Annotated in this window: 4 protein-coding genes; 3 read left to right on the top strand and 1 reads right to left on the bottom strand. The window is 74.1% G+C overall.

Going from position 1 to position 4,972, the window contains the following annotated elements; genetic code table 11:
• On the bottom strand, positions 1-724 hold a 724-nt coding region (locus tag GL263_RS21420; RefSeq protein ID WP_182857372.1), incomplete at its 3' end, for an RNA polymerase sigma factor.
• Positions 725-1,001: 277 nt separating this feature from the next.
• Between GL263_RS21420 and GL263_RS21415 the strand changes: the two genes are divergently transcribed.
• The 3 genes from GL263_RS21415 to secD all read left to right on the top strand — a co-directional run.
• On the top strand, positions 1,002-1,850 hold the full coding sequence (locus tag GL263_RS21415; protein WP_182857371.1) for an HAD family hydrolase: 849 nt from the start codon (positions 1,002-1,004) through the stop codon (positions 1,848-1,850).
• Between the two features lie 61 nt (positions 1,851-1,911).
• Positions 1,912-2,379 (top strand): hypothetical protein, encoded by a 468-nt coding sequence (locus tag GL263_RS21410; protein ID WP_182857370.1) that lies wholly within the window; start codon positions 1,912-1,914, stop codon positions 2,377-2,379.
• 346 nt (positions 2,380-2,725) lie between these two features.
• Positions 2,726-4,972 (top strand): protein translocase subunit SecD (gene secD, locus GL263_RS21405; RefSeq protein ID WP_182857369.1); only part of this gene is annotated, 2,247 nt, incomplete at its 3' end.

Genomic DNA, 4,972 nt, shown 5'->3' with positions numbered 1-4,972 from the left:
GGGCGAAGCCCGCGAGGAGGCCCTCGGCGGGGGCGAGCCTGTTCCAGTGGCCGGTGCAGCGCACGCATTCGCGGGCGTGGCGGGCGATGCGTTTGCGCCACAGCGCGGAGGGGACGCCGTCCCACACGCCGACGGTCTGGCGGAGCCCGTCGCAGGACGGGACGGCGGCGAGGGCGCGGACGACAACCCGGGCGGCGTCGAGCTGCGCCTTCATGCGCTGGATCCGTACGGCGGTGTGCTGGGGGCTGAGTTCCAGCGCGGTGGCGACCTCGGCGCGGGTGAGCCGGCCGGCGGCTTCCAGCCACCACAGGGAGAGCAGGGTGCGGTCGTCGGGTTCGAGCCAGCGGGTGGCTTCGACGGTCTCCCGGCGCTGGTCGGCGAGGTCGAGGTGGAGGAGGGTGAGGTCGACGAAGTCGGCGCCGGGGTCGGCGGCGTCCCGGGCCACCGGGTCGTCGAGGGGGTCTGCCGGGTGGGCGTTGTGCTGGTCGGGGCGGCGCAGTCGGCGTATCTCGTTGACGGCGATGGTGACGAGCCAGGACCGGAAGCTGTCGGGGTCGCGCAGGGCGGGGAGCCCGTCGAGGGCGCGGATAAACGTCTCCTGGACGACGTCGTCGACGTCGGCGTGCCGGTTGAGGGCGCGGCCGACGATGTTGTAGACGAGCGGGAGGTACGCGGTGACCAGCTCGTCGCGGGCGCGCTGCTCACCGTCCCGTGCCGCGGTCACCAGCGCGCGATGGTGTGTGCTGTCTTCCCTGTCCACGTGCGTCCCAGTCCTCTCCGGTCATGGACCTGTCTCCCCCGACACCTGGGAGACCGTCCCGGGCAGGCGGGATAACAGGAACCTGCCGGATTCTTCTCGGCTGTGTTGAGGTCCCGTGAGGTTCCAGGGAGGAAAGGTACGCGTGTTCGGGCAAGATCGGGCACAAGAGGGCGCACACGTAACGTGAGAAAGTGCTCACTCGCGCGGCTTCGCGCACAATCGTGCGGGCATATGCGCGAGGATGGTCACCGTGACTCACCCACCCGTTACTCGCTGTCGCCCCCGGCTGATCGCCACCGATCTTGACGGAACGTTGCTGCGCGACGACAAGTCGGTGTCCGCCCGTACCGTGGCTGCGCTCGCCGCCGCCGAGCGGGCGGGCGTGGAGGTCTTCTTCGTGACGGGCCGCCCGGCCCGCTGGATGCACGTCGTCAGCGACCATGTGCACGGCCACGGGCTGGCCATCTGCGCCAACGGCGCGGCGGTGGTGGACCTGCACTCCGGCCGACGGATCGTCCAGGTCAGGGAGCTGCCGGTGAACGCCGCGCGGGACGTGGTGACGGCGCTGCGCGAGGCCGTGCCGGGCTCGGCGTTCGCGGTGGAACGCACCGGAGGCATGCACTACGAGCCGCACTACTCCCCTCTGTTCGAGGACGACCCGGGCGCCTCGGTCGCCCCCGTCGACAAGCTGCTCTCCGAAGACTGCGGCCACGCCGCCGAACCTGTGCTCAAGCTGCTCGTGCGGCACGGCCGCTGGGAGCCGGACGCGTTCCTGGAGCTGGCGCGCGGGGCGGCCGGGCACCTCGCCGAGGTGACCAGGTCCAGCCCGACGTCGCTGCTGGAGATCAGCGGGCGCGGCGTCAGCAAGGCCAGCACCCTCGCGCAGTGCTGCGCGGAGCGGGGCATCGCCCCCGAGGAGGTGGTCGCCTTCGGTGACATGCCGAACGACCTGGAGATGCTGGACTGGGCCGGCGCCTCGTACGCCATGGCCAACGCCCACCCGGACGTCCTGGCGGCCACGACCGGGCGCACGCTGAGCAACAACGAGGACGGCGTCGCCACGGTCATCGAGGAACTGCTGGCCTCCTGACGGGCCGGCTGACCGTCGGTCACCGGTGACGACCGTCAGTGCCGGACGGTACGGTTCGGGAGTGGGAGTGGGAGTGGGAGTGGACGAGGGCGCGCGCGGGGCGCGGCGCGGGCGGGCGGCCGTGTGGCCGACGCTGGCCGCGCTGGTCGCCGTGCTGCTCGGGCTGGGCCAGTCCGCGCACGCCGCCTCGCCGGCCCTCTGGGAGGCGGCCCACGCCGCCGCCGTCACCGCCGGGCCGAGCGCCGACGGCACACACGGCTCCGGCAGCACGCACGACAACGGCGTACCGCGCCGTGACGTCCCCGGTGGGGGCGTCGAGCAGGTCGCCGACGTCGCGTCACCGGGTGCGACGCTGCCGCCGCTCCCCCGCGAGCCGCATCCGGCCGGCGGCGTACTGCCCGCCCGGGCCGCTCCGCCGCACCCGGCGGCGGTCGGCTGGCCGCGGCCCGAGCGCCCGGCGTCCGCGACGGCCGGTGCTCCCTCCGCGCTGCCCGACGGACGGGCGCCCCCGACGACGCCCGGTCGCTGACCGGCACACCGCAGCCCCCGACCGCCACGGCCGGAAGGGCACGCCCCGGGCCGAGGCACGGCCACGGGGACCGGTGGGCCGGCGGCGGCGTACGGACCGTCCGTCGTCCTCGCCGCCCCGCACCGCGCACCCCACGCCACAGAGCCCGACCGCCGCCGTCGTAGTCGGCCGTAGCGATCGGCCGTCGCAGTCAGCCGTCGAGTCAGCCGCCGCAGCCGTCAGTTGCTCGGCGCGGTCCGGCCGTACCCACCCGAGGCCCGCGCCCTCAGCGGCCGGCGGCCGTCCCGGGTGAGAGCCGGCGTGGGGAGCGGTGCCGGGTCGGCACGCCTTGTGGAGGCAATCCGTCTTGACTCGTGCCACCGTGGTGCGAGCGGTCGTCGCGTTGTGCGTCCTGCTCGTGTCCACGTTCCTCGCTCTCACCACCGCGCCCCGGCTGGGCCTCGACCTGCGCGGCGGTACCCGACTGGTCGTGGAGGCCAGGGACACCGCCGACGTGAAGGTCGACCGGGGTGTCACCGACCGCACGCTGGAGGTGCTGCGCAACCGCGTCGACGCCCTCGGCGTCGCCGAACCCGTACTGACCCGTTCCGGCGAGAACCGCATCATCGTCGAACTGCCGGACGTGCAGGATCCCCGTGAGGCGGCCGAGGTGCTCGGCCGTACCGCGCAGCTCACGTTCCACCCCGTACTCGGCCCGGCGGGCGACGGCCCGAAGGCCGGCGACCCGGAGAACCAGCAGGGCGACGCCCCGAAGAACAACAACAGCCCGCAGGGCAAGGTGCTCGAGGACGAGCAGGGCCGTCCGCTCGAACTCGGCCGGGCGGCACTCACCGGCGCCGAGGTGAAGGACGCCGAGGCGCTGCTCGACACGCAGGGCTCCGCCGGGTGGTTCGTCTCGCTGGACTTCCGGGGCTCCGGGAAGGGCTGGGCGAGGCTCACCGGGGACGCGGCCTGCCATCCGCCGGGCGACGACCGCCGCCGGGTGGCCATCGTGCTGGACGACGAGGTGGTCTCCTCGCCCGGTGTGGACGCGGAGGTGCGCTGCGGCGCCGGCATCACCGGCGGCGCCACCCGCATCACCGGCTCCTTCGACCAGCAGGAGGCGCGGCAGCTCGCGCTGCTGGTCAAGGGCGGTGCGCTGCCGGTGCCGGTGGAGGTTGTCGAGCAGCGGACGGTGGGGCCGACGCTGGGCGCCGACGCCATCGACGCCAGCGCCCGCGCGGCGGTCATCGGCACGGTGCTGACCGCGCTGTTCGTCGTCGCCGTCTACCGGTTCTTCGGCGCGCTCGCGGCGCTCGCCCTCGTCGCCTACGGCCTGATCTCGTACGCCGCGCTGGTCGGCCTCGGGGTGACGCTCACCCTGCCGGGTCTCGCCGGCTTTGTCCTCGCCATCGGCATGGCGGTGGACGCGAACGTGCTGGTCTTCGAACGCGCCAGGGAGGAGTACAGGGCGGCGCCGCCACGCCGCCGGAGTCTGCGCGCGGCGCTGGCGGCCGGTTTCCGCAACGCGCGCGGGGCCATCGCGGACTCCAACGTCACGACGCTGCTCGCCGCCGGGCTGCTGTTCGTCTTCGCGTCGGGTCCGGTGCGCGGCTTCGGCGTGACGTTGGCGATCGGTGTGCTCGCCTCGATGGTGTCCGCCCTGGTGGTCGCGAGGGCGCTGGCCGAACTCTGCGCCGGCAGCCGCTTCCTGGCCGCCCGGCCCCGGCTCAACGGGGTGACGCTGCCGGGCCGGCTCCGCGAGCGGCTGCTGCGCCGGTCGCCCGACCTGCTGCGGCACCCCCGCCGGCTGCTCGCGCTCTCCGCTCTGGTGGTGGTCGTCGCGGGCGCCGGCGTGGGGCTGCGCGGGCTGGAGCTGGGGGTGGAGTTCACCGGCGGCCGGCTGACGGAGTACAGCACCAGCCGACCCGTCGACGTCGACACCGCGCGGCGGGCGCTGGCCGACGCCGGGTTCGCGAACGCCGAGGTCAACAGCAGCGGTGAGGCCGACATCTCGGTGCGGGCTCCGAAGCTGACCGACGAGGAGGAGGCCCGGGTCCGGGCGGCGCTGGCCGAGGAGGGCGGCGAGGTCACCCGCGTCAGCGACGAGATGATCGGGCCCAGTCTGGGCTCGGAGCTGCGGAAGAACGCGTTGATCGCGCTCGGCGTCGCCGTGGCGGGCCAACTCCTGTACCTGGCGGTGCGCTTCCGCTGGACCTTCGCCGCCGGCACGGTCACGGCCATGGTCCACGACGTGGTGGTGCTGGTCGGGGTGTTCGCCTGGCTCGGCAAACCCGTCGACGGGGTCTTCCTCGCCGCGCTGCTCACCGTCATCGGCTACTCGGTGAACGACTCGGTTGTCGTCTTCGACCGGGTGCGGGAGCTGTGGGGCGCGGCCCGCCGCAAGCCGCTGGCGCCGCTGGCGAACACGGCGGTCCTCCAGACCCTGCCGCGCACGATCAACACCGGCATGGGCGCGACGTTCATCCTGGCGGCGCTGGCACTGCTCGGCGGTGACACGCTGGCCGACTTCGCGCTGGCCCTGCTGATCGGCGTCACCGTCGGCAGCTACTCGTCGATCTTCACCGCCGTACCGCTGGCCCTGCGCCTGGAG

It is taken from the genome of Streptomyces durbertensis (assembly GCF_014156695.1).
Taxonomy (GTDB): Bacteria; Actinomycetota; Actinomycetes; order Streptomycetales; family Streptomycetaceae; genus Streptomyces; species Streptomyces durbertensis.
Note: the sequence above shows the minus strand (reverse complement) of the source record. Positions and strands in the feature narration are given on the sequence as shown.